We start from the raw sequence: 22,904 nt of genomic DNA, 5'->3' as shown, positions 1-22,904 counted from the left end.
CCTCGCCCGAACCGGCCGCAGCAGCCTGCCGATGGGCGATAACCTGCGGGCGGATTGACAACTCGGTGAGGGGCCCATGGACGAGCGGCTGATCGACTGGACCGGGGAGCGCTGCGTGCCCTGGACCGAAGACGTGCAGGTGGTTTACGAGCACTACCACCGGTACGCCCTGGCAGCCCCCTTCGCGCGGGGCAAACGAGTCCTCGACCTCGCCTGCGGCGAGGGCTACGGCGCCGCGCTGCTGGCGGCCGGGGGAGCCGAGGTCGTCGGCGTCGACATCGACGAGCGGACCATCGCGCACGCCCGGCACAACTACGCGGGCCGCGACGTCAGCTTCGAGGTCGGTTCGATCACCGACCCGGACCTGCTCGCCGACGCCAAGCCGTTCGACGTCGTCGTGTGCTTCGAGGCCATCGAGCACGTCGCGGACCACGCGGCGGTGCTGCGGCTGGTCCGGTCGCGGATGAAGCAGGGCGGGCTGTTCCTGTCCAGCACCCCGGACACCGCCGTCTACAGCCACGAGCATGGCAACGACAACCCGTTCCACGTCAAGGAGCTCAGCGCCCGCGAGTACGAGTCGATGCTGGAGGAGTCCTTCCGGCACGTGGCGGTGCTCAAGCAGAACGTCACCGTCGGGTCGCTGGTGGTGCCCGCCGATCACGGCGACCGCGACACCGCGATCGAAGGCGTCCGGCTGCAGACCATCGAGCGCAACGAAGCCGGCGACTGGGCGGTCAGCCAGGGCGTCCCGCACACGTACCTGCTGGGCGTGGCCTCCGACAAGCCCCTGCCGAAGCTCCCCGCGGCGGCGGTGCTCACCGACGCGAAGTTGACCCTGGCCCGCGCGGGCGACTCGGCGGCGCTGATCGGGCAGCGCGACGAGGCGGTCGCCGACGTGGCCAAGCTCAACGAGCTCTACCAGCGCAGTCGCGGTGAGGCCGAGGAGCTCAAGGGCGCCATCGCGCGGTTGGAGGAGCTGCGCAAGTCCGAGGAGCAGCGCGCCGACGTCCACAACCGGGAGCTCGCCGAACTCCGCGAGCAGCTGCGCGAACGCGGTCTGCAGGCGCAGCGCGACGCCGCCCGCGTGGAGTGGCTGCGCGACACCGCCGCCCGCCTCGAAGGCAAGCTCGCCGACGCCGAGAGCCGTGCTGAGCGGCTCACCGCCGAGAACGCCGAGCTGTCCGCGCAGAACTCGGCGCTGGTGCAGCGCGCGGTCGGCAAGTACCGCGAGGTCGTCGAGCGGGTCGCCCCGCGCGGCACCACCCGTCGCGACGCCTACGAGATCGCGCTGGGCCGCAAGCCCGGCGTCCCAGCGGTCGCCGAGCAGGCCGAGAGCGGGCCGCTGCCGGTGCCCCACAGCGATTCGCCGCTGGTCAGCGTGATCGTTCCGGTCCACGGCAAGTGGTCCTACACCCGCCAGTGCCTGCGGTTCCTCGGCGGCCACCTGGTGTCGGTGCCGTTCGAGGTGATCGTGGTCGACGACGCCTCACCGGACGACAGCGCCGAGAAGCTCGCCGCCTGCGAGGGCGTGCGGCTGGTGCGGGCCGAGCGCAACCTCGGCTTCATCGGCGCCTGCAACCTCGGCGCCGAGCACGCGCGCGGCGAGCACCTGTTCTTCCTCAACAACGACGCCGAGGTCACCGAGTCCTGGCTGGACGTCCTGGTCGACACCATCACTTCCGATCCGCGGATCGGACTGGTCGGCGCCAAGCTCGTGTACCCGGACGGGCGGCTGCAGGAGTGCGGCGGGATCGTCTGGGCCGACGGCAACGGCTGGAACTACGGTCGCGGAACCGACGGCAGCGGCGCGGAGTTCAACGTGCTGCGCGACGTCGACTACTGCTCCGGTGCGGCGATCCTGGTGCGCGAGCAGCTGTTCCGCCAGGTCGGCGGCTTCGACACGAGGTTCGCGCCCGCGTACTACGAGGACACGGACCTGGCGTTCGCGATCCGCGCCGCCGGCTACCGCACCGTCGTGCAACCCAAGGCCGTGGTGGTGCACCACGAGGGCGTTTCCCACGGCACCGACATCGGTTCCGGGGTGAAGAAGCACCAGGAGCTCAACCGGCAGGTCTTCGTCGAGAAGTGGGCGGACGTGCTGCGCGCCGAGCACCTCCCGGGGGCGTCTGCGCGCAACCTGTGGCTGGCGCGCCAGCGCGGCGCACGCGGTCACCACGGGCCGATCGTGCTGGTCAAGGACCACCAGGTGCCGCGGCCGGACTTCGACTCGGGTTCGGTGCGCATCTTCCGGGTGCTGGAACAGCTGGTGGAGCTCGGGTACCGGGTGGTGTTCCTGCCCGCCAACCACGCGCCGCTGCAGCCCTACACCGAGAACCTGCAGCAGATCGGCGTGACGGTGCTGCCGCAGCCGCAGCTCCAGCAGGCGTTCCTGCACGAGGCGGGGTCGGAGATCTCCCTCGCGCTGCTATCGCGTCCGCAGGTCGCGTGGAGCCTGGTCGAGGAGCTTCGGACCCGCGCACCGCAGGCCGTCATCGCCTACGACACCGTCGACGTGCACTTCCTGCGGCTTGAGCGGGAGGCCGAGCTCGCCGAGCGGCAGGGCAAGACCGACCACGCGGAGGCGTTGCGCCGCAAGGCGTTCGCGTCGAAGCAGATGGAACTGGGCTTGACGAGGGCATGCGACGTGACGCTGGTCGTCTCCGAGACCGAGCGCACGCTGCTGGGCGAGCTGGTGCCCGAGGCCGATGTGCGGGTGCTGTCCAACGTGCACGAGATCGACCACGCGCCGGTTCGCGTCGAGGGGCGCCGCGACGTGGTGTTCGTCGGCAGCTTCGACCACCCGCCGAACGTGGACGCGGCTCGCTGGGCCGCCCGGGAGATCATGCCGCTGGTCCGCGAGCAGTGCCCGGACGCGGTCCTGCACGTCATCGGCAGCAACCCGACCGACGAGGTCCGGGCCCTGCGGGGCCCGGGTGTCGAGGTGCACGGCTGGGTCGAGTCGCTGGAGCCGCACTACGCGCAGGCCCGGGTCACGATCGCTCCGCTGCGCTTCGGCGCGGGGGTGAAGGGCAAGGTCGGCGAGAGCCTCGCGGTCGGCGTCCCGGTGGTGGGCACGTCGGTCGCGATCGAGGGCATGCACCTCAAGCCGGGTCAGGACGTCCTGGTCGCCGACGACGAGGAGTCCTTCTCCGTCGCGGTGACCCGGCTCCTGACCGAGGACGAGACCTGGTCGGCCCTCGCCGAGTCGGGGCGCACGGCCATCGAGGCCCAGTTCGGCCCGGCGGCGTCGCGAGCGGCTCTCGAGTCCCTCCTCACCAAGCTCACCACCGCTGCCTGACCTGCGACCGCGTCTGAGCGAGTGGAACGGCCGCTCACCTCGGAGTACGAGGCGAGCGGCCGTTCCAAGTGCGGCGGGTCATCCGGTGACCGTCGGCGGCGTCTGGGCGAGCTGCTGGTCGAGGACCGCCTTGAAGGACTGCTGGGCCGCGTCCTCGTGCTCCGGCGGGCCGCTGACGTCGATGATCACCGCGTAGTTGTGCGCCACGTAGGCCGTGCGGAACGTCGCTCCCGTGGAGACCACCGAAACGCCCTGGTAGGAGAGGTCTTCGATCTCGGAGAGGCCCTGCTGAGCGGCCAGGTACTTGTCGACGACGGTCTTGGCGGCGTTGGTGTCGGGCATCGTCAGCGCGAGCAGCGTCGTCTTCGGCTGCGCGCCTTCGGTGCCGTTGAACCAGCCCTCGACCAGCCCGTTCTGGAACGCGGTGTCGAGCACGGTCTTCGGCTGCAGCAGTCCGCCCTTGGCTCCCTGCAGGTTGGGCAGGTCCAGCAGCCCCACCCACGGGTGCGCGGGGCCGTTCGCGGCCACCAGCACCTCCTGCGTCGTCGCCGGCGGCGCCTTGGCGGCGGGCGGTGCCGGCAGCAGTTTGGTGGTCGGCGCGGGCGGCGGCGGAGCGGCTGTCTGGCCTTCGGGCTGGTCGCCGCCGCTGCTGGCGAAGTAGAAGACCACGGCGACGATCACGACGACCAGCAGCACGGCACCGATGGACAGACCGCCGATCAGCTTGCCCTTGCTGGACTTGCCGGCGGACTCGAAGACTTCCGGGCCCTGCCTCATCCAGGACGCCTCGCCGGAGTCGCTGGAGCCGGGAAGGTCATCGCCCCACGGCGTGCCGGTGGTCTCCACCGGACCCCAGCCCTGCGGGCCCTGCTGCTGACCGGCCCACGGCGGCTGCGAGCCCCACTGCTGTTGCTGCTGCGGCGCCTGCGGGACGCTGACGATCTGGGTGCTGTTGGAGTCCGCGGGCGGCTGCTGCGGTTGCTGCTGGTGGTACGGGTGCGGCACGACCTGCGTGGCCTCGTCGCCACCCTGCTGCGGCTGCTGCTTGGCGGCGTCGCCCCAGCTGAACGCGGGCGGGAACGGGCTCGACGGCTGCTGTTGCTGCTGGGCGGGCTGCTGCTGCGGGAAGCCCCCGGACGAGGGATCAGCCTGTTGTGTCTGGTCCTGTTGCGGGAAACCGTCCGGGTTCGACTGCGGTGGACCGGTTTGACCGCCCTGCGCCCTGCCCAGCACCGTGTCCCTGCGCTGTCGGTACTCCTCGGCGGAAATCCGTCCCGCCGCGAGTTCGGCGTCGAGGTTCTGCAACTCGTCTTGCCAGGTCACCGATAGCGCCCTTTCCGGATTTCCATGAACGCCGCTGCTGCGAACGACGCCATTCTGGCACTGTGCGACAGGTTCGCGGTGCACCGGCCGAATAACGATACGGTCTGCGGTCTGGTCCGGACGGGTGTCCGGGTTGTAAGGGGCCCCGAACCGCAGGGGGCCCCGGCTAGGCTACGCAGCGTTGACGTCCGAGTCGGGCGCGAATCGATGGGGTGATCCGGGTTGAGTGTTGCGCGCGTCGTGCACGCTCGCCCTGAGTTGTTCGCCGCCCCGAACCACGGCTTCGCCTGGATCCGCATGATCGGCGCGCTGCTGGTCATCTACGGTCACAGCTCCCCTCTGGTGGGGAGCGGCGAGCTGTTCCCGCCGGAGTGGCCGGTGCAGCCCGACGAGGGCGTGCTGATGGGCTTCTTCGCCCTCAGCGGTTTTCAGATCACCGAGAGCTGGATGCGCGATCCGCACGCGCTGCGCTTCGCGGTCAAGCGGGTGCTGCGGCTGTGGCCGCCGATGCTCACGGTGTCGGTCGGCATGGCCCTGGTCGTCGGCCCGATGATCACCACGCTGCCGCTCGGCGAGTACTTCCGCGCGCACGAGACCTGGGGCTACATCGTCAACAACGCGGGTCTGCTGACGTTGCGGCACGACCTGCCGGGCGTGTTCGAGAACAACCCGTGGCCGGACGCGGTCAACGGCTCGCTGTGGACGCTGCCGATGGAGCTGCTGGCCTACGGCGGCCTCTTCGCGCTGTTGCTGCTGGGCACGGCCAAGAAGGACTTCCGCTGGTTGACGGTGGTCGCGCTGATCGGCCTGATCGCCTGGGACCGGCACCTGGAGCAGACCCCGGGCGCCGAGTCCGCGGGTTCGCTGCTGAGCGTCCCGGTCGAGTCGCTGGTGGCGTTCCTGGTGGCCTTCGCGCTGGGCGTGCTGCTGAACCTCTACCGGATCCCGCTGTCGCCGCTGGCCGCGGGCGCGGGCCTGGTCGTGCTGGTGGTGATGGGCAACAACATCACCGCCTCGGCGTTCATGGCCTTCGCGGTCAGCTACGCGGTGATCGTGGCCGGGCACTTCTGGCCGTCGCGGCTGACGGTTCCGGGCGTGTGGGTCAACGGCAGCTACGGCGTGTACGTCTGGGGTTTCCCGGTGCAGCAGCTGCTGGCGATGGCCGGGATCGGCGACCAGTGGCTCATGCTGCTCTGCGCCGCCCCGACCTGCTACGTCCTGGGCACCCTGTCGTGGAAGTACGTCGAGGACCCCACGATGCGCCTGCGCCACCTCCTGGACACCGCGCCCGAGCAGGAGGTCGAGCGCGAACCGGATCCCGATCCGGCGGACGTTCGGACCGAGAGATCCCTCCCCCTGCCCGAACCGGCGGTGCGAAGGGTCCCGGAGAGGCCCGAGCGTCCTCTACCCGCGCCGCCGCGCCCGCCGGTGGGCGGTGCGCAGCGGTCCGCCGGGCCGCCGCCGGGGCGGGCGTTCCCGCCGGACCGGGCAATCCCGCGTCGCCAGCCGCCGGAGGAGTCGCCGTTGTCACGGCGGTTGTCCGGTGAGATCGACGAGCCGCCGCAGGGCAGGCACGCGCGCCGCCCGATGCCGCCGGAAGCGGGTCGCCGCGGCGATCCCAACCGGCTGGATCGCCGTTGACCACCGCGTACCCTGGAAACATGTTCGGTGCGAAGCTGAAGATGATCGACCCGTCGTCGGCGCTGCCCGGCCGTGACACGGCGATGCCGGTGGACGAGCGGCACGCGGTGTTCCCGGAGCGTCGCATCGTTCCGCCGTTCCCGGAGGGCCTGGCCACCGCGGTGGTCGGCATGGGCTGCTTCTGGGGCGCGGAGCGCGTGTTCTGGCAGACCGAGGGCGTGTGGGCCACGGCGGTCGGCTACGCGGGCGGCTACACGCCGAACCCGACTTACGAAGAGGTCTGCTCCGGGCTGACCGGCCACACCGAAGCGGTCCTGGTGGTCTTCGACCCGGAGGAGATCAGCTACGCGCAGGTCCTCAAGGAGTTCTGGGAGAACCACGACCCCACCCAGGGCATGCGGCAGGGCAACGACCTCGGCACCCAGTACCGCTCGGCCATCTACTGCGTCGACGACCAGCAGAAGGTCGGAGCGGAGGCCAGCCGCGAAGCCTTCCAGCAGGCCCTGACCGCGGCCGGCAAGGGCGAGATCACCACGGAGATCGCCCTGCTCCAGGACTTCTACTACGCCGAGAGCTACCACCAGCAGTACCTCTCGGACGCCAAGAACCCCAACGGCTACTGCGGCCTCGGTGGCACCGGGGTCTCCTGCCCGATCGGCCTCGGCGTCGAGAGCTGACCGGTGGTGCGGCTACCGCTGCTTCCCGCAGTGGTACGAGGTGGCGCAACGCGCGCGCCGGTGCGGAGGAGGCGGAGGTCTGGTCGACGCTGGTGCCAGCACGAGAAGCAGTGGGGCCGAGGTTGATACCTCGGCCCCACTGCTGCGAGCGGATGACGGGACTCGAACCCGCGACCCTCACCTTGGCAAGGTGATGCGCTACCAGCTGCGCTACATCCGCGTGTATTCATCGCCTCCCGGTGGCTTCCGCCCCCGGTGGGCTGTTGGTGAACACTTTAGCCCACGGTTCGGAAGCCGTTCACCGGGGGTCCCCTTCAGCCGACCGCGCGGGTGGGGGTGAGCCGCAGCAGGACCCGGTTCTCCGAGCGCATGGCCTCGCGGTAGGACTCCCAGTTCTCGTGCTCGCCGGAGATCGAGCGGTAGTAGTCCTCCAGCAGCGGCAGGGCCTCGGGCAGTTCGACGATCTCGACGTCGGCGTCGACTTGGAACCAGCGCCCGAAGAACGCGTCCGGCAGCACGCACAGCCAGGCGCGCGGGTCGCGGCGGAGGTTCCGGACCTTGCCCGAACCGGACTTGGTGCTGATCACCACCCGGCCCTGCTCGTCGACGGTCGCCAAGACCGGTGTCATCAGCGGTGTTCGGTCGGTGCGCAGGGTTCCCAGCACCGCGCGGTGCTGGTCGCGGATCAGCCCGCGGGCTTCGTCGACGTCCATCCGGAACCTCCCGAACCTGGTGTGCTCGGAGCGTAGTGGTTCAGCCGGGTTGTTTCCGGCTCGAAGGGTTGGCTCGGGCACCGTGATGATCGACAATGAGCGGGGTGTTGGTGGCCCGTTCCGTGCGTGCCATCACCCTCGGGGCCGATGACATGAGCGGTACCGTGGCACCACGCTCGGTGACAGGTGTGGTCCGAGTGGTGAGTTGGCGTTCGAGTGACCAGCCCGGGTGGGCGGGGAGGCGACGATGAACCGGGTGGTTCGAGGCTCCGACGGCCGGGAGTGGACGATCAGGGCGAACCTGGAGTGGTCCAACCCGATCGTGGTGGACGAGTTCGAGCACGACGTCAACGGCGGTTCGACGCCGGCGATCGTGGTGGGCGCGGCGCTCGCGGCCCTGGTGGTGGTGTTCATCGCCTGGACGCCCGCCGAGGTGATCATCCCGACTTGGCTGATCGCGGTGATCGTGCTCGCGATCCTGTTCTTCCCGATCCGCTGGGTGCTGCACCGCCCGTGGACCCTCACCGCGTCCACCCCGGGCGACGCCGACGAGAACCCACCGGAGACCTGGGTGGGCGTCGTGCGCGGGTTCATCGAGGTGCGAACCGAGGTCTCGCAGGTGGCCCGACACATCGAGCTGTACGCGGAACCGGACATGAACGGCAGGCTCCAGCCGACCGAATGAGCGTCCGCGGTCGTCCTGCTTGGCGGCGCAGGTAGCGGGACCTGACACGCCTCTTGACTCCGAGCGTCGCCGCTTCGCTGACGTTCCTGCGGCACACTGGGGTCGTGCCCGAACTTCCCGAGGTGGAGGCGCTGGCCCAGCACCTCCGCGACCACGCCGTGGGGCTGACGGTGGCGCGCGTCGACGTCGCCTCGATGAGCGTGCTCAAAACCGCGGACCCGCCGTGGACCGCGCTGCGCGGACGCGAGGTCACCGGTGCCGTCAGGCACGGCAAGTACCTCGACCTGGACTGCGGTGGCCTGCACCTCGTCTGCCACCTGGCGCGGGCCGGCTGGCTGCGCTGGTCGGACAAGCTCGCCGCGACCCCGCCGAAACCCGGTCGCGGGCCGATCGCGCTGCGCGTGGACCTCGGCGGCGTGGGCTTCGACCTGACCGAGGCGGGCACCCAGAAGAGCCTCGCCGCCTGGATCGTCGACGACCCGGCCGTGGTCCCCGGGATCGCGAAGCTGGGGCCCGACGCGCTGGAGCTCGACGCCGACGGGCTGGCCGCGCTGCTGGACGGGCGGACCGAGCGGATCAAGACCGTGCTCACCGAGCAGTCCACGATCGCGGGAATCGGCAACGCCTACTCGGACGAGGTCCTGCACGCCGCCAAGCTCTCCCCGTTCGCCACGGCCGGGAAGCTCGACGCCGCGGCCGTGACCCGGCTGCACGCCTGTGCCCAGGACGTCCTCCGCGACGCGGTGGAGCGTTCGCTGAACCAGGACGCCGCGCGGCTCAAGGCCGAGAAGCGGTCGGGGATGCGGGTGCACGGCCGCACCGGTTTGCCGTGCCCTGTGTGCGGTGACACGGTTCGGGAAGTCTCCTTCGCCGACCGGTCGATGCAGTACTGCCCGACGTGCCAGACCGGTGGGAAGAAGCTGGCGGATCGCAGGATGTCCCGGCTGCTCAAATGAGTTGTCCACATGTTGTGGGCAACTGCTGGGGTTGTGCACAGGGCATGCCTGCTGAACGGACGAATGGATTCCGCTGAACGGAACGGGTCCGTACCGTTCACCGATGGAAACCCCGCACTGGCCGTAGCCGCCTTGATTCACAGCGTGCTGCTCGTGCAGATTGATGTTGTGGCGGAGTTGTTGACAGAGCGGACGGTCCTGACCACGCTCGCCGCGCTCGCCGTGCTGGGCATGTTCGTGCTGTTGTGCCGGGCGCGTCGGGTGAACACCTCGGTGGAGGACGCCACGCTGGCGGCTCTGCACCGGGTGACCAGAGCGGCGCCCTACCTGCGCGAGGGCCTGAACCAGGAATCGGCGGACAAGACCGGTCCGCACCTGCGGGAACTGCTGGCCTGCGTCGCCGTCGGCATCGTCGACGGTGACGGAACGCTGCTGACCTGGGACGGCGAGGCCAATCACCACTACGCCGACCTGCGCACCAAGATCGAGCACGTGCTGCGCACCGGCAAGCGCGACTTCCTCGACCACGGCGACGTGGTCTGCGAGCAGCGGCCGTGCCCGATGCGGCACGCGGCCGTGGTGCCGCTGGAGGTCGAGGGCCACGTCCGCGGTGTGCTGACGGTCATCGCCGACGGCGATCGCAAGCGGCTCCTGCGCGCTGCCGCCGAGGTCGCGCACCACGTGTCCACCCAGCTCGAACTCGCCGAGCTGCAGGAGTCCAAGGAGCGCCTGGCCCAGGCCGAGGTGCGCGCGCTGCGGGCGCAGATTTCCCCGCACTTCATCTACAACGCGCTGAACACGATCTCCTCGCTGATCCGCACCGACCCGGAGCACGCGCGCGACCTGCTGCAGGAGTTCGCCGACTTCACCCGCTACTCGTTCCGCAACAGCGGGCTCTACACGACGCTGGCCGACGAGATCCGCAACATCGACCGGTACCTGACGCTGGAGAGCGCGCGGTTCGGTCCGGACCGGCTCAACGTGCAGCTCAAGATCGCCCCCGAGGTGCTTCCGGTCGTGGTGCCCTTCCTGGCGCTGCAACCGCTGGTGGAGAACGCCGTCCGGCACGGCCTGGCCAACAAGCCCGGTGGCGGGACGGTCTCGGTGACCGCCGAGGACAACGGTTCCGAAGCGCTGATCAGCGTCGACGACGACGGCATCGGGATGGATCCGGAGCTGCTGGACGCCGAGCTCGCCAACGCCCACCTCACCGGCGCGCACGTCGGGCTGGGCAACATCAACAACCGGATGCGCGCCACCTTCGGCAACGACTACGGGCTCGTGGTGGAGACCGAGAGGGGCGCCGGCATGAAGGTCATCATGCGAGTTCCGAAGTTCGCCCCCGGTGTCCGGCCGGAGCCGCTGACGCCCGTGGACGAGCCCGGAGTGGGTTTGGCCACCGGACCCGCCGCGGGCCGGTAGCGTCGAGGTATGGACGAGAAGGCACCCCAGAAGTTCGTCGACGCGGTCACGGCCAAGCTGCCCAAGGAGCTGACCGAGAAGTTCAGCGGGAAGCTGCCCGGCATGAACGAGCGCGGCCCGGTCGTGGCGGTGGTCAAGCTGCACGGCGTCATCACGCCGCAGCCGTCGCCGATGGGGCGGCCGTCGATCTCGCTGCAGAACGTGGACTCGGCGCTCAACCGGGCGTTTTCGCACGACCGCCTCAGCGCGGTGGTGCTGTCGATCAACTCGCCGGGTGGTGCGCCCACCCAGTCCGCGCTGGTCGCGGACCGGATCCGCGGCCTGGCGGCGGAGAAGGACGTTCCGGTGATGGCGTACTGCGAGGACGTCGCCGCCTCCGGTGGTTACTGGCTGGCGTGCGCCGCCGACGAGATCTACGCGCACCAGACCTCGCTGGTCGGTTCGGTCGGCGTGGTCAGCGCCAGTTTCGGGATGACGGGCCTGCTGGACAAGCTGGGCGTCGAACGCCGGGTCTACACCGCCGGTGAGAACAAGGTGCGGCTCGACCCGTTCCGACCGGAGAAGGCCGAGGACGTGCAGTGGCTGCGCGGCCTGCAGGACGAGCTGCACGGGCAGTTCCGGGACTGGGTGCGCGAGCGCCGCGACGGCAAGCTGTCCGGCAGCGAGGAGGAGCTGTTCTCCGGTGAGGTCTGGACCGGCGCGAAGGCCGCTGAGCTCGGGCTGATCGACGGTGTCGGCACGCTGCGCGAGATCATCGAGCGCAAGTACCCGGAGGCCCACGTGCAGACCGTGGAGGGCCGCAAACCGCTGCTGGCGCGCCTCGGGATGTCCTCGGGCGTGTCCAGGAACCCCGTGGCGAACCTGGTTTCCGGGCTCGATGCGCTCGAACACCGCGCCATGTGGGATCGTTTCGGCCTGTAGGGGCTTGTGCTTCGGGTCCCTGCCGGGAAGGCTCGGCGGGGACCCGTTTCGCGTGGTGTTGCGGACAGGGCTGATCTGGTCCGGGTACGGGACCATCGCTCGATCAGCCTCACGCGTTGATCCATTCGGGCGAAAATAGCCTTCTCAGGGCAGTTTCTTGCCGCTGGCCCCTCGTGGAGCACCCTCGTGCTGCGCTAACAACTAGGGTTCTGCGGCCGCATTCGCGGGATCGGCGGGGAGGCCGGATGGGACATCGGGACATGAACAGTGCGCCGAAGGCGCGGCACGAGATGGCGCTGCATTGAGTACACGAGAGAACTCGGCCGGGCTGGTCGTCCTCGCCGTCGATGACGAGCGAGCCGGGCTTGACGAGATGAAGTTCCTGCTCGGCAGCAACCCTCGCGTCGGGCGGGTGCTGACGGCCTTCGACGCCGCCGAGGCGCTGCGCCTGCTGCGCAGCGACGATCCGGAGCTGATCGGCCGCCGCGACGATGACAAGTCCATTGTGGACGCCGTGTTCGCGGACGTCTCGATGCCGGGGCTGTCGGGGATGGAACTGGCTCGAGTGCTCACCGCGTTCCGCAACCCGCCCGCGCTGGTGTTCATCACCGGGCACGAGGAGAACGCCCTGGAGGCGTTCGAGGTCGGCGCGCTGGATTACATCATGAAGCCCGCCAACGCCGACCGCGTCGACCGCGCGCTGCGCGGCATCGAGAAGAACAAGCAGCAGTCCGGCAAGAGCGGCTCGCCCCAGCCGCTCGAAGCTCCTGCACCCGAGGACGACGAGGTCATCCCGGTCGAACTCGCCGGCACCACGCGGATGATCCCGCGCAAGGAGGTCCGCTGGGTCGAGGCGCAGGGCGACTACGCGCGGCTGCACACCACCGAGGGCTCCCACCTGGTCCGAATTCCGCTGGCGCAGTTGGAAGAGCGCTGGGGCGAAGCAGGGTTCCTGCGCATCCACCGATCGTTCCTGGTCTCGCTCGCGCTGGTCACCGAACTGCGGATGTCCTCGTCCGGCTACTCGGTGGTGCTCGGCGGCGGGCCTCCCAAGGAACTGCCCGTGTCCCGCCGCCACACCAGGGAGCTCAAGGACCGCCTGGTGAAGGCGCCGCGCGACAACTGGGGCCAGCAGTGAGCGGGAACGGTTGAGTCCGGAGGGCTTCGACGTCCGCGCCCGGCTGAGCGAGTACTCGCCCCGGCCGAGGCGCAAGCGCGTCGTGCTCGCCGACCGCCGCGGACCGCACGTCCCCCGCGTCCGCGTCGAGGTCGACGAGCAGACCGGAGTGCTGGAGGGGTTGGTCAGAGACCTCGTCGAGAAGCAGCTGCGGGCGGCGTTGCTGCTGTCCGGCTTCGTCGGCGCGGTGCTCTTCGGCTTGCCGCTGGCGTTCTGGTTGGTGCCGTCCCTCGGTGACATCGAGGTCTTCGGGTTGCGGCTGCCGTGGTTGGTGCTCGGTGTCCTGGCCTACCCGTTCCTGGTGGTCATCGGGCTGCTGTTCACCCGCAAGGCCGAGCGCAACGAAGAGGACTTCCTCGGAATGCTGGAGGAATAGGTCCCTGATGTGCTCCTCTGCTCAGCGGTGGCAACCTCAGCTCTGGCTCCTGGATCCCGAGATCTGTGCGTGTCCCGTGCACGGCGCTACGGCTGTCCTCCCCGGAGGACGTCTGAGAACCCGCGGCGGTGCGAGCTGCTCGGGTGGGGCGAGGGAGGAGCGACTTCGTCGCTTGCCTGGCGGCTGCTTCGGGCGCGTCCGCTGCTCTGCGTAAGGTGGGTGCGACTCTGAGACGCCAGGTGGCTGGGTGAGATGCTCTCGAATCTGTGGTCCTTGGGCGGCGTCGTACTGATCGTCGTCGCGACGCTGGGCATCGGCCTGTGGGGCTCGCGCTCGGCTCGGACCACCGATTTCTCCGCCGCTCGCAAGCCGGTTCGGGAAGAGCGCAACGCCGCGGCCATCTCCGGCGAGTACCTGTCGGCGGCGTCGTTCCTGGGCGTGGCGGGTCTGGTGCTCAAGGACGGCGTCGACGCGCTCTGGTACCCGATCGGTTTCGCGGCCGGCTACCTGGCGCTGATGCTGTTCGTCGTGGCGCCGATGCGCCGCTCCGGCGCCTACACGATGCCGGACTTCGTCGAGGCGCGGCTGAACTCGCTGAACCTGCGCTCGCTGTCCACGGTGATCGTGGTGGTCATCGGCTGGCTGTACCTGGTGCCGCAGTTGCAGGCGGCCGGGATGACGCTGGCCGCCATCGTCGGTTTCGAATACCACGCGGGGGTTCTCGTGGTGGCGCTGATCGTGCACGTCAGCGTGGTCAGCGACGCGCTGCGCGCGGTGACGCTGGTGCAGGCGTTCCAGTACTGGGTGAAGCTGTTCGCGATCACCCTGCCCGCTTTCGCGCTGCTGATGGTGTTCCTGGTCGGCGGGCAGCAGCAGGCGCTGGACGAGCCGCGCACGCCGTTCTTCCAGCAGGACACCGCGGTCCGCGTCGAGACCGACGTCGTGCTCCAGGTGAGCGAACCGGTCTGGCTCACCGCCACCGAGGACGCGGGGCAGCCGGGCGCGATGTACCTGCAGCCGGGCGAGCACCCGGTGCGGGCGGGCAGCGAACTGCGCTTCCCGGCCGGCGCGGCCGTTCCGGTGGTGACCGGGGCGGCGCCCGACAACGCGAACTGGGTGCGACCCCAGCAGGACGGGCTGACCGGGCTGCTGGAGACCTATTCGGTGCTGATCGCGACGTTCCTGGGCACGATGGGCCTGCCGCACGTGCTCGCCCGCTTCTACGCCAACCCGTCGGGCGCGGGCGCGCGCCGGACCGCGCTCTACGTGCTGGGACTGCTGGGGGCGTTCTACCTGTTCCCGACGATCTTCGGGCTGCTGTCCCGGCTGTACGTGCCGCAGCTGCTGGTCACCGGCCGGACGGATGCGGCGGTGCTGCTGCTGCCGCACGCGATGCTGGGCAACTGGGTTGGTGGGGCGCTGGCCGCGATCACCGCGGCGGGTGCGTTCGCCGCGTTCCTGTCCACCTCGTCGGGCCTGGTCATGAGCCTTGCCGGGGTGTTGTCCGCGCGGGACGTGCTGTGGGGCCGGACGATGCGCTTCCGGTCGGCGGCGGTGCTGTCCTGCGCGGTTCCTGTGGTGTTGGCGCTGGCGGTGGACGACCACGACCTCGCGCGCAGCGTGGGCCTGGCGTTCGCGATGGCCGCCTCGACCTTCTGCCCGGTCCTGGTGCTGGGCATCTGGTGGCGCGGGCTGACCGCGGCCGGCGCGGCGTGCGGCATGGTCACCGGCGGATCGCTGGTGCTGATCTCGGCCTCAGCCTCGCACCTCGCCGGGCACACCGGCTGGTGGGCCCAGCTCGCCTCGCAGCCCGCGCTGTTCACGGTGCCGCTGGCGTTCGCGGTGACCTACCTGGTCAGCCTGGCGACCCGGGCGCGCGTGCCGGGCGGTGTCGCGCGGCTGATGCTGCGGCTGCACGCGCCGGACCGGCTGGGCCTCGTGGACAGCAAGCCGAACTCCGAACCGGTTCCCAAGCACGGCCGCCACGAGCGCTGATGCCGTGGGTATCAATCGCTCCGCCGATGCTCCCCCATGCCGCCAACCGTGTGGGTGATCTAGCAGTTGATTACGTTCCGTCGAGAATTTCGACCGAACGATACTCCGTATGAATGAAAATTTTCCCATTAGGCACATTTCGATGCCTCTTGTTGGAGCGTTAACTTCACTCGATCGTTAGCACGCGTACTCCCAACGGGCCTACCCACCGCTCGGTCGAGTTCCGTAGCGTTCCGGCGTTGAGTGGTTCAGGCTCATGCTTGGCGATAACGCGAAGCTGAGCCTTTCTTTGTGGAAGGAGAGCCGTGAGCGCCACGGACCAAAACGGGTCCGGGTCCGGTATTGACGCCGAAACCTGGGCCGCTGCGCAGAGCAGTCCCGAATTCGCCCAACTGCGCAAGCGACTGCGCAACTTCGTGTTCCCCGTATCGGCGTTGTTCCTGGTCTGGTACCTGGTGTACGTGCTGCTCGCCGACTACGCGCACGGCTTCATGAGCATCAAGCTGGTCGGCAACATCAACGTCGGACTCGTGCTCGGCCTGCTTCAGTTCGTGTCCACCTTCGCGATCACGACCTGGTACGTCCGCTACGCCAACAAGAACCTGGACCCGGTCGCCGAGAAGATCCGGGAAGACGTCGAGGGGGGCGGCAAGTGAGCACGTTCCAAGCTGTTTCCGCCGCCCAGCCGATCGCTCAGGAAGCGACCGGTGGCAACTCGCTGCTGAACATCGGGATCTTCGCGATCTTCGTGGCGGTCACGATGGTGATCGTGTTCCGGGCGAGCCGGAACACCAAGACCGCCTCGGACTACTACGCCGCCGGGCACGCGTTCAGCGGGCCGCAGAACGGGATCGCGATCTCCGGCGACTACCTGTCGGCGGCGTCGTTCCTCGGCATCGCGGGCGCCATCGCGGTCAACGGTTACGACGGGTTCCTCTACTCCATCGGCTTCCTGGTGGCCTGGCTGGTCGCCCTGCTGCTGGTGGCGGAGCTGCTGCGCAACACGGGTCGCTACACGATGGGTGACGTGCTCAGCTTCCGGATGCGGGAGCGCCCGGTGCGCACGGCTGCCTCGCTGTCCACGCTGGTGGTGAGCTTCTTCTACCTGTTGGCCCAGATGGCCGGTGCCGGTGGCCTGATCGCACTGCTGCTGGGCATCACCGACAAGGGCGGGCAGGCCATCGTGATCGCCGTGGTCGGTGCGCTGATGATCCTCTACGTTCTGGTCGGCGGCATGCGCGGCACGACCTGGGTGCAGATCATCAAGGCGGCGCTGCTGATCGCCGGTGCCTTCGTGATGACGATCTGGGTCCTGGCCCTGTACGGGTTCAACCTCTCGTCGCTGCTCGGCCACGCGGCCGAGGTCGCCGGCGAGAAGGTGCTCAACCCGGGAGCGCAGTACGGCAAGACGGAGACCAGCAAGCTGGACTTCATCTCGCTGGGCATCGCCCTGGTGCTGGGCACCGCCGGTCTGCCGCACGTGCTGATGCGCTTCTACACCGTGCCGACCGCCAAGGAGGCGCGTCGTTCGGTGGTCTGGGCGATCTGGCTGATCGGCCTGTTCTACCTGTTCACGCTGGTCCTGGGTTACGGCGCCGGTGCGCTGGTGGGACCGGACGCGATCAAGGACGCCCCGGGCGGGGTGAACTCGGCTGCTCCGCTGCTGGCCTCCTACCTGGGCGGTCCGCTGCTGCTTGGCTTCATCTCCGCGGTCGCCTTCGCGACGATCCTGGCGGTGGTGGCCGGTCTGACGATCACGGCCTCGGCCTCGTTCGCGCACGACATCTACGCGAACGTGATCAAGAAGGGCAAGGTCGACGACAAGCAGCAGGAGGTCCGCGTCGCGCGGATCACCGCGGTGGTCATCGGCATCGTGTCGATCCTGGGCGGCATCGCGGCCAACGGGCAGAACGTGGCCTTCCTGGTCGCGCTGGCCTTCGCCGTCGCCGCCTCGGCCAACCTGCCGACGCTGCTGTACTCGCTGTTCTGGAAGCGGTTCAACACCACCGGTGCGCTGTTCAGCATCTACGGTGGTCTGGCGATCACCATCGTGCTGATCATCTTCTCGCCGGCGGTCTCCGGTGGCGAGGAGGCGATGTTCCCGTCGATGGACTTCGCCATGTTCCCGCTGAAGAACCCGGGCCTGGTGTCCATCCCGCTGTCGTTCCTGCTCGGTTACCTCGGGACCATCCTGAGCAAGGACGAGAACGGCGGAGAGAAGTACGCCGAGATGGAGGTCCGCTCCCTCACGGGTGCGGGCGCGGAGAAGGCGGTCCAGCACTGACCCGATCCACCTCGTGACGAACGCGCCCCGGACCTCCCCAGGTCCGGGGCGCTCCGTTTCGAGGTGGTGGCGGTTCGACCGGGCGAACGCGACATCGATCACGAACGGTCGGCCCAGGACCGACGACACCCTCACACCGAAGCGACGCCCGACGTGGCAGCATCGGGGCGTGACTACTCCACCTCCAAGCCAGGTGCCCGGCGTCGAGCCGGGGGAACTGCCCGAGGAGCTGCCGCAGGGCAGCGTGCTGCTGGACGTCCGCGAGGACGACGAGTGGCAGGCCGGGCACGCCCCCGAGGCCGTGCACATCCCGATGAGCAAGCTCGTCGAGCGCCTCGACGACATCCCGGAGGCCGACCAGCTCTACGTGGTGTGCCGCTCGGGCGGTCGTTCGGCGAAGGTCACCGCGTACCTCAACGCCAACGGCTGGGACGCGGTCAACGTCGAACGCGGCATGAACGGCTGGTCGGCCCTCGGCCGTCCGCTGGTGTCCGATGAGTCCGACGGCGAGCCGTACGTGCTGTGACCCCTCCGCCCCAGCACGACCGGATGGAGTGGGTCGCCACTCCGCCCGGCGGTCCGCGCCGCGCCTGGCAGCGGCGACGGCCGCGCCCGTACACCGGGCCGCCGTCCTATCCGGCGCCTCCGCGCTGGGGTTTCCCGCTGCTGGCCTGGCGCTGGCCGCTGGCGCTGCCCACGAACGGCCGGGTCGACCAGGCCGAACGGGCCGGGACCACCGCCGCCACCGCGATCGCCGCCCTGTGGGTGACGGCGGGCGTCGCGGCGCTGGCGACCTTCGCCGAGGCGTGGCGCTACGCGTTGCTGCTGTTCAGCAGGGATGAGGCGCTGTCGCGGACGGTGCTGGCGATCTCCGACGCACTGGTCGGCACCACGGGCCTGATCCTGGTGCTGATGGGCGTGCTGACCGGAGTGTTCGTGGTGCTGTGGGGTCTGCGCGCGCGGGCCGCGGCGGCCGAGCGGATGGGTGTACGCAGCGCCCGGCCGGACTGGCAGGTCGTGGCCGGCGTCCTGATCCCGGGCGCGAACCTGTTGATCCCGGGTGCGGCGGTGGCCGAGTTGGAGCACTCGCTGCTGGTCGCCGAGGGCGACCGGGAGGAGGACGCGCGCCCCTGGCCGAGCCTGCGGGTCCGGTTCTGGTGGGCGCTGTGGGCGGCGACCGTGGTGGTTGGCCTGCTCACCTTCGGTTGGACGTTCCGCGACGGGGTCCAAGCCCTGGCCGACGGCGTCGTGCTGCACGCGGTCAACAACGCGCTGGTCACGGTGCTGGCGGTGGTGACCGCGCGGCTCATCGACCACTTCATGCGGTTGCTGCTGCCGCCGGACCCGGCTGAGCTGAGCCGGCAGCGGGTCCACGCGGTCCGCGCCGCTCCTCCGCCGCCGCGTGCTGCGCGCCCCGACACGGCCCCCCGCTGAGGTGGGTCACAGGTGACGGCGGTGTTCGCATCCGGTTCGGATACTGGTGGTGTGGCGGAGATTCCTGAGGTCGTCGCGCACCGGGGCGCGTCTGCGCACCGCGCCGAGCACACCCGGTCCGCCTACGAGCTGGCGCTGGAGCAGGGCGCGGACGCCCTGGAGTGCGACGTCCGGGTCACCCGCGACGGCCATCTGGTCTGCGTGCACGACCGCCGCATCGACCGCACCTCCAGCGGACGAGGCGTGGTCAGCGCGCTGACCGTGGCCGCGATGGCGGAGGTGGACTTCGGCCGTTCCGCCGCCGAGTACGGCGTGCTCACCCTGGACGAACTGCTCGGCATGGCGTGCGCGAGCGCGCGCCCGACGAGGTTGTTCGTGGAGACCAAGCACCCGGTCCGCTACGGCGGTCTGGTCGAGCACAAGCTGGTCGCTCTGCTGGCCAGGCACGGACTGGCCGCGCCGGACGACCCGCGCGATTCCCAGGTCTTCATGATGTCCTTCGCGCCCGCAGCGATCCGCCGCTTCAAGGAGGCGGCGCCCCGGGTGCCGACGGTGCTGCTGTTCTCGCGGTACACCGGGGCTCGCCGAGGTGGCGTGCTGCCGCCGTGGGCGGACCTGGCCGGACCGGACGTGCGGCTGCTGCGCGAGGACCCGGGTTTCGTGTCGCGCGCCGCCGCGCTGGGCCGCGACACCTACTGCTGGACGGTCGACGCACACGCCGACATCGATCTGTGCCGGAGCGCGGGCGTGCGGTACCTCGCGACCAACTCGCCCGAGGGGACCCGTCTCCACCTGGCTGATCCCGATTCCGCCCACTTCGGTAGCGTCACGGGGTAGTCACCGCCAGCGATTGGAACAGCCGTGTCGAAGCGAGCCGCGACCAAGCCAGCCCAGCACGAAGGCGCCGTCGGTCCCCGTCAGCCCTGCCCGTGCGGGTCGGGCAAGCGCTACAAGGCCTGCCACGGCAAGGCCGGTGGCTCGGCGGATGTGATCGTGACCCGGCCGTTCGAGGGCCTGGCCGCCGAGTGCGAGCTGGTCGCGCTGCGCGAGTTCGTCCCCTCGGCGATCGCGAAGCTGCCGATGCGCGACGGCTCGGAGATCACCCTGGCGACGGTGCTGCCGATGGCGGCCGCTGCGCTGCACCGCAACGACGGTGTGCGCTTCGTGGGCCTCCAGGTGCAGACGCACTCCGGCGACATCAGCCGCGACCTGGCCTGTGCGATCGAGTGGGTCGAGGAGGCCGAGACCGGCCAGTCCCTGTCGGTCGTGGGTCCGGAAACCACCGAGGCCGGCTCCGTTCCGACCCGGCTGCAAGACCTGATCGACCCCGACGTCGCCCTCGACGTCGAGCTGCACGCCGACTTCGGCTGGTGGCTGCCGGAGGACGTGGACCCGACCGGTGAGGTCGCGCTGTCGCTCGAACGCGCCAACGCCGCGATCATGCCCACCGACCGCCTCAAGGGCGTGACCTCGGCCTACTGGGTCGACGCCGGCGAGAAGGCGCACGTGCGCTGGGTCCGCCCGGAGCCGGAGGAGCAGCTGCTGGCCGCGATGGCCCGGCTGTCGGCCCGCGGAGAGCTGGCCCTGGGCGAGGAGAGCCGTTACGCGGGCTCGTTCCGCGCGCACGGCCTGCTGGTCCCGGTCTGGGACCTCGACCGCGAACTGCACGCCCGCGAGTGGGACGAACCGGCGGTCGCCCTCGGCCAGCGCATCGACGAAGCCCTCGCCTCTCTGGAGGACGAGCCGCTGACCAGCTCGGAACGCCGAGCCCGCGATGGCCTCCGCGGCCGCCAGGTCACCATCCGCTGACCGGCGAGGTCGTTCACCCGCCTTGCTCAGCGGTACGGGTGGGTGGCACCTGATCGGTTCGCGGACTCCCGCACGCCAGTCCTGGTGCACGTCCACATGTCCCATGCGCGGCGTCGCGGCCACGAAGCCGCTCACCACCCCGCGGTGCCGGCTGCCCGGGTGGTGGAGGAGAGCGGCTTCGTCGCTTGCCTGAGCTCGCGTGCTCCTTTCGGGTGATCTCGGTTGCGGGTGGCAACGAAGTGGCGGCTACTCGCGTACCCCTCCACAGTGGTACCCGGCGTCGAGGGGGTGGAGGGGTGACCGCGCACTCGCCTGCCGTGCCGGCCGCTGCCGAGGCGTCCGGAGTACCTGTTGGGCAGGCGCGCCGGGGGGACATGGCTGCGACAGAAGACGACTTCGCGGAATTCGTCCGGGTGGCTCTGCCTGGGCTGATGCGCTACGGCCACGCGCTCACCGGCAATCCGCACGACGCCGCGGACCTGGTGCAAACGGTGCTGGAGAAGGTCGGCGCTCGCTGGAACAAGATCAGCCGCACCACCGACGACCCCACCGCCTACGTGCGCAAGGCGATGGCGAACGCGCACATCAGCCGCTGGCGCCGCACCCGTCGTGAAACCCTGCTCGCCGAGTTCCCCGACGTCCCGGCGATCCCGCAGCAGGACCGCCTGGAGAACGAGCCGGTGTGGCAGGCGCTGCGGGATCTGCCGCCGAGGCAACGCGCGGTGGTCGTGCTGCGTTACTACGAAGGTCTTTCCGAACTGGAGATCGCCGATGCCCTCGGCGTCAGCTGCGGAACCGTGAAGAGCCAGGCGAGCAAGGCGCTCACGTCCTTGCGGAAGCGGCTCGGCGAGACCGTCGAGGGAGGTGACGTGTGATGGATCTGGACGATGAGCTGCAGCGCCTGCTGCGCGACGACCGGCTGGAGGTCCCGGTCCGCACCGGCGCGGAGTGGTCGCTGGTCGCCGCCGCGCGTCGTCGCCGCCAGCGCAACGGGATGCTCGCCGCCACGGCCGCCGCGATCGGATCGGCGCTGCTGGTGGGCGGGGGAGTCGCGCTGGTCAACCACGACGCACCGCTGCAGCCCGCCCGGCCGCCGGTGGTCGAGCAGCCCGGCCCGCAGGTACCCCCACCGCTCACGTCGAGCGGATCCGTCCCCCCGCCGCTCACCGGGCACGTCCCCCCGCCGCCGTCGAAGCCGGAAACCCGGTGGCCGCGGACGAACCCGCAGGAGCCGGACCCGTCGGTCAGCGAGTCGTTCGACCCGTCGATCCTGCGCACCGCGCCCTCCCAGACGGCGGATCCGGAGACCTCCCAGCAGCCAGACCCGGAGATATCACAGCAACCCGCGCCGTCGGAGCAGAGCCCGCCCAGCGAAATGCACATCACCCCGAGCGGCTGAGCCACCCGGGGTGATGGGGATCGGGCATCAGAGCGCGCCACCGGCGGCCTTGGGGGCCGTGGGGTCGGTGCCCTCGTCGCCCACGGATTCGCGGGCGAGGAAGTTCTCGACGTCGAAGAGGTTGCCCTTGGAGCGGTCCACGACGTTGAGCAGCGTGGACATCGACGAGACCTCCTCGACCTGCTCCTTGAGGAACCACTGCATGAACTGCTCGCCGAGGTAGTCGCCCTCGTCGCGGGCGGTCTTGGCCAGCGTTTCGATCTCCCGGGTGACCTCGCGCTCCTGCTCCAGGGCCAGCGCGATCAGCTCACGGGTTTCGGAGAAGTCGTTGCGGACCTGCTCGATGGCCGGAATCTGCGGTTTGATGCTGTTGTCCATCAGGTACTGGACGATCATCATCGCGTGGTTCCGCTCTTCGAGCGCCTGCTTGTAGAAGTACGACGCCAGCCGCGGCAGATCGTTGTCGTCGAACCAGACCGCGACCGCGATGTACTGCTGCGAGGCGGTGAACTCGTTCTTGACCTGTTCCTGCAGCAGGTGTTCGAACTTCGATTCCTTGTGCTGAATCTTCTTCGCGGTGACAGCCATGCCATCAATATAACCTTGAATTGGTCCAGTTACATTCCAGGCGAACCTAATTATGATGTGGCTAGCCTTAGTTCTCCGGCGACTGAAGAAAGGCTTGCCTCAATTAGTAGAGCCAAGCCTGCCTTGCTGTTCTCGCTGGTGAGGGTGCTTCTAGCGGGGAGTGTGCGAGCAGTTGCAGTTTCGTCCCCGAGCGAGCGCATGCGGTT

Annotated in this window: 21 protein-coding genes and 1 tRNA gene; 18 read left to right on the top strand and 4 right to left on the bottom strand. The window is 69.7% G+C overall.

The annotated features are described in order from the left end of the window. Positions 1–76: 76 nt before the first annotated feature. Complete coding sequence (locus E1161_RS23690) at positions 77–3,298, top strand: glycosyltransferase (RefSeq protein ID WP_132626930.1); 3,222 nt, start codon at positions 77–79, stop codon at positions 3,296–3,298. Positions 3,299–3,376: 78 nt separating this feature from the next. On the opposite strand, the gene E1161_RS23685 is transcribed toward E1161_RS23690, so the two are convergent. After that, positions 3,377–4,621 carry a hypothetical protein gene (locus E1161_RS23685; protein ID WP_132626922.1) on the bottom strand — a complete coding sequence of 415 codons (1,245 nt, stop codon included), beginning with the start codon at positions 4,619–4,621 and terminating at the stop codon, positions 3,377–3,379. Between the two features lie 222 nt (positions 4,622–4,843). On the opposite strand from E1161_RS23685, the gene E1161_RS23680 reads away from it, so the two are divergent. Further along, positions 4,844–6,262, top strand: coding sequence for an acyltransferase family protein (locus E1161_RS23680; RefSeq protein WP_235875262.1), 1,419 nt, complete (start codon positions 4,844–4,846; stop codon positions 6,260–6,262). Between the two features lie 20 nt (positions 6,263–6,282). Further along, on the top strand, positions 6,283–6,939 hold the full coding sequence (msrA, locus tag E1161_RS23675; RefSeq protein WP_132626920.1) for a peptide-methionine (S)-S-oxide reductase MsrA: 657 nt from the start codon (positions 6,283–6,285) through the stop codon (positions 6,937–6,939). A 147-nt stretch (positions 6,940–7,086) separates the two neighbouring features. Here the strand turns inward: msrA and E1161_RS23670 are convergent. Together E1161_RS23670 and E1161_RS23665 are read right to left on the bottom strand one after the other, a co-directional pair. Beyond that, positions 7,087–7,159, bottom strand: a tRNA-Gly gene (locus E1161_RS23670). A gap of 94 nt (positions 7,160–7,253) precedes the next feature. Then, on the bottom strand, positions 7,254–7,652 hold the full coding sequence (locus tag E1161_RS23665) for a PPOX class F420-dependent oxidoreductase (protein WP_132626918.1): 399 nt from the start codon (positions 7,650–7,652) through the stop codon (positions 7,254–7,256). 247 nt (positions 7,653–7,899) lie between these two features. Here E1161_RS23665 and E1161_RS23660 point away from each other — a divergent pair, with 247 nt between their 5' ends. The 15 genes from E1161_RS23660 to E1161_RS23590 all read left to right on the top strand — a co-directional run bounded on the left by E1161_RS23660 (position 7,900) and on the right by E1161_RS23590 (position 22,110). Next, positions 7,900–8,337: a cytochrome d ubiquinol oxidase subunit II gene (locus E1161_RS23660; protein ID WP_165939920.1), complete on the top strand. Its 438-nt coding sequence runs from the start codon at positions 7,900–7,902 to the stop codon at positions 8,335–8,337. 104 nt (positions 8,338–8,441) lie between these two features. Beyond that, positions 8,442–9,293 carry an Fpg/Nei family DNA glycosylase gene (locus E1161_RS23655; protein WP_132626914.1) on the top strand — a complete coding sequence of 284 codons (852 nt, stop codon included), beginning with the start codon at positions 8,442–8,444 and terminating at the stop codon, positions 9,291–9,293. Positions 9,294–9,461: 168 nt separating this feature from the next. Next, a complete protein-coding gene (locus E1161_RS23650) occupies positions 9,462–10,715 on the top strand; it encodes a histidine kinase (RefSeq protein ID WP_132626943.1) in 1,254 nt (417 codons plus the stop codon). 9 nt (positions 10,716–10,724) lie between these two features. Beyond that, positions 10,725–11,636, top strand: coding sequence for a S49 family peptidase (locus E1161_RS23645; RefSeq protein ID WP_132626912.1), 912 nt, complete (start codon positions 10,725–10,727; stop codon positions 11,634–11,636). Positions 11,637–11,937: 301 nt separating this feature from the next. Beyond that, positions 11,938–12,774 (top strand): LytR/AlgR family response regulator transcription factor, encoded by an 837-nt coding sequence (locus tag E1161_RS23640; protein WP_132626910.1) that lies wholly within the window; start codon positions 11,938–11,940, stop codon positions 12,772–12,774. 10 nt (positions 12,775–12,784) lie between these two features. Next, complete coding sequence (locus tag E1161_RS23635) at positions 12,785–13,189, top strand: DUF485 domain-containing protein (RefSeq protein ID WP_132626908.1); 405 nt, start codon at positions 12,785–12,787, stop codon at positions 13,187–13,189. Between the two features lie 252 nt (positions 13,190–13,441). Beyond that, positions 13,442–15,184, top strand: coding sequence for a sodium/solute symporter (locus tag E1161_RS23630; protein WP_132626906.1), 1,743 nt, complete (start codon positions 13,442–13,444; stop codon positions 15,182–15,184). A gap of 341 nt (positions 15,185–15,525) precedes the next feature. Continuing rightward, positions 15,526–15,840, top strand: a complete 315-nt coding sequence (locus E1161_RS23625) for a DUF485 domain-containing protein (protein ID WP_132626942.1) — start codon at positions 15,526–15,528, stop codon at positions 15,838–15,840. A 104-nt stretch (positions 15,841–15,944) separates the two neighbouring features. After that, entirely contained in the window at positions 15,945–17,468 is a 1,524-nt protein-coding gene (locus E1161_RS23620) for a solute symporter family protein (RefSeq protein WP_235875263.1), read from the top strand. A gap of 169 nt (positions 17,469–17,637) precedes the next feature. Further along, positions 17,638–17,994, top strand: a complete 357-nt coding sequence (locus tag E1161_RS23615; RefSeq protein WP_132626904.1) for a rhodanese-like domain-containing protein — start codon at positions 17,638–17,640, stop codon at positions 17,992–17,994. Continuing rightward, on the top strand, positions 17,991–18,902 hold the full coding sequence (locus tag E1161_RS23610) for a DUF4328 domain-containing protein (RefSeq protein ID WP_235875260.1): 912 nt from the start codon (positions 17,991–17,993) through the stop codon (positions 18,900–18,902). Before E1161_RS23615 ends, E1161_RS23610 begins: the two co-directional genes overlap by 4 nt. A gap of 51 nt (positions 18,903–18,953) precedes the next feature. Continuing rightward, positions 18,954–19,739 carry a glycerophosphodiester phosphodiesterase gene (locus E1161_RS23605; RefSeq protein WP_132626902.1) on the top strand — a complete coding sequence of 262 codons (786 nt, stop codon included), beginning with the start codon at positions 18,954–18,956 and terminating at the stop codon, positions 19,737–19,739. Between the two features lie 24 nt (positions 19,740–19,763). After that, positions 19,764–20,711: a DUF5926 family protein gene (locus tag E1161_RS23600; RefSeq protein WP_132626900.1), complete on the top strand. Its 948-nt coding sequence runs from the start codon at positions 19,764–19,766 to the stop codon at positions 20,709–20,711. 296 nt (positions 20,712–21,007) lie between these two features. Next, positions 21,008–21,586 (top strand): SigE family RNA polymerase sigma factor, encoded by a 579-nt coding sequence (locus E1161_RS23595; protein WP_408012034.1) that lies wholly within the window; start codon positions 21,008–21,010, stop codon positions 21,584–21,586. Beyond that, positions 21,586–22,110 (top strand): hypothetical protein, encoded by a 525-nt coding sequence (locus tag E1161_RS23590; protein ID WP_132626896.1) that lies wholly within the window; start codon positions 21,586–21,588, stop codon positions 22,108–22,110. The genes E1161_RS23595 and E1161_RS23590 overlap by 1 nt, the downstream gene beginning before the upstream one ends. Positions 22,111–22,137: 27 nt before the next feature. Here E1161_RS23590 and E1161_RS23585 read toward each other — a convergent pair whose 3' ends face one another. Then, positions 22,138–22,698, bottom strand: a complete 561-nt coding sequence (locus E1161_RS23585) for a ferritin (protein WP_132626894.1) — start codon at positions 22,696–22,698, stop codon at positions 22,138–22,140. Between the last annotated feature and the right edge of the window lie 206 nt (positions 22,699–22,904).

Origin of the sequence: Saccharopolyspora aridisoli, from assembly GCF_004348445.1 — a bacterium.
GTDB lineage: Bacteria > Actinomycetota > Actinomycetes > Mycobacteriales > Pseudonocardiaceae > Saccharopolyspora > Saccharopolyspora aridisoli.
This window is presented reverse-complemented; position numbering and strand designations above follow the sequence as displayed.

Bases quoted from the DNA above. Each gene is read 5' to 3' on its own strand.
- E1161_RS23620 (WP_235875263.1), top strand. From the start codon at position 15,945: ATGGTGATCGTGTTCCGGGCGAGCCGGAACACCAAGACCGCCTCGGAC.
- E1161_RS23590 (WP_132626896.1), top strand. From the start codon at position 21,586: ATGGATCTGGACGATGAGCTGCAGCGCCTGCTGCGCGACGACCGGCTG.
- E1161_RS23665 (WP_132626918.1), bottom strand. From the start codon at position 7,652: ATGGACGTCGACGAAGCCCGCGGGCTGATCCGCGACCAGCACCGCGCG.
- E1161_RS23660 (WP_165939920.1), top strand. From the start codon at position 7,900: ATGAACCGGGTGGTTCGAGGCTCCGACGGCCGGGAGTGGACGATCAGG.
- E1161_RS23690 (WP_132626930.1), top strand. From the start codon at position 77: ATGGACGAGCGGCTGATCGACTGGACCGGGGAGCGCTGCGTGCCCTGG.
- E1161_RS23630 (WP_132626906.1), top strand. From the start codon at position 13,442: ATGCTCTCGAATCTGTGGTCCTTGGGCGGCGTCGTACTGATCGTCGTC.
- E1161_RS23585 (WP_132626894.1), bottom strand. From the start codon at position 22,698: ATGGCTGTCACCGCGAAGAAGATTCAGCACAAGGAATCGAAGTTCGAA.
- msrA (WP_132626920.1), top strand. From the start codon at position 6,283: ATGTTCGGTGCGAAGCTGAAGATGATCGACCCGTCGTCGGCGCTGCCC.
- E1161_RS23645 (WP_132626912.1), top strand. From the start codon at position 10,725: ATGGACGAGAAGGCACCCCAGAAGTTCGTCGACGCGGTCACGGCCAAG.